This is a genomic window from Komagataeibacter kakiaceti JCM 25156 (assembly GCF_000613305.1).
In genome coordinates this window covers 1-875 of record NZ_BAIO01000745.1, presented here as the reverse complement: position 1 = coordinate 875, position 875 = coordinate 1, and the positions used below count along the sequence as shown (strand labels likewise).

At 65.1% G+C, this 875-nt stretch carries 2 protein-coding genes and 1 pseudogene; all 3 read right to left on the bottom strand.

The genetic code is table 11. The annotated features are described in order from the left end of the window. A pseudogene (locus JCM25156_RS26175) lies at positions 1–209 on the bottom strand (hypothetical protein); the annotation flags it as partial. Between the two features lie 50 nt (positions 210–259). Next, the gene (locus JCM25156_RS32275) at positions 260–385 is read right to left on the bottom strand and encodes a hypothetical protein (RefSeq protein WP_277909488.1); all 126 of its coding nucleotides are present in this window, start codon (positions 383–385) and stop codon (positions 260–262) included. 44 nt (positions 386–429) lie between these two features. Further along, positions 430–875 (bottom strand): hypothetical protein (locus JCM25156_RS18540; protein ID WP_025814321.1); only part of this gene is annotated, 446 nt, incomplete at its 5' end.

The window sequence follows — 875 nt, the reverse complement described above, 5'->3', positions numbered from 1 at the left end:
CCGATGGCCCCGGCCGACGCCACGCACGCGCCCATATAGCCAATGCGGCCGCCCAGCCGTTCGGCAATGACGAACAGGAAGACCGCCACCAGTTCCAGAATGGCGGCGACACCCAGCCGCCACGGATGCATCTGTGTCTGCGCGCCCATGTCGGACAGAAGGCGCAGCAGCGCGGGCGACTGCCCCATTTCACTGCCCAGCCCGAACATGAAGGAAAAGGGCAGGATCAGAACCCCAAGTATATCGCGCAGCAGGTTGATCAGCCGCTTGCCAGCGGCAGCAGCACCAGCAGGGCCAGACTGGCGCTGGTGCAGGTCGCAACAATGACAAGGCCGATCTGGCGCTGGCGCGCCGCCTGGTTATGGCCGGAATCCCTGGAATCCATGGGGTCGCCTTACCGGCTGTACAGGCGGCATGGCGCTGTTGGAATCAGCGCAGCCACCATTTGACCGGTTCGGGTTCACCCGGCGCCGTATCATTCGTCTCCACCGCTGTCTCGGCCGGGCGCGGCGTCTCGGCCGCGCGGGGCTTCGCCTTCTGGCGGTTCAGTTCTTCACGCAACTGGGCGCTTTCTTCACGCGCGTTGAACAGTTCCGCGCGCAGGGCCAGCATTTCGGCTTCCCTGCTGGCCAGCTTTTCCTTGTGTTCCGCCGCGATGACATCGGCATGGCCGATGCGGGTGGTCAGCGAGCGGATCTGGTTCTGGGCTTCGGACAGGCGCAGTTCGGCCTGTTCACGCAGCTTCAGTTCGAACTGGATCTTGTGGCGCAGGTGTTCGGTTTCGCTCCGGTCTTCCTGCTGGGCATGCATGGCCCGGGGCGTGGCGCGGCCCGTGACGAGGGACTGGTGTTCAACGCGCACGTCGCCATCCTGCA

Excerpts from the sequence above, each read along its gene's own strand:
- JCM25156_RS32275 (WP_277909488.1), bottom strand. The coding sequence starts at position 385 with ATGGATTCCAGGGATTCCGGCCATAACCAGGCGGCGCGCCAGCGCCAG.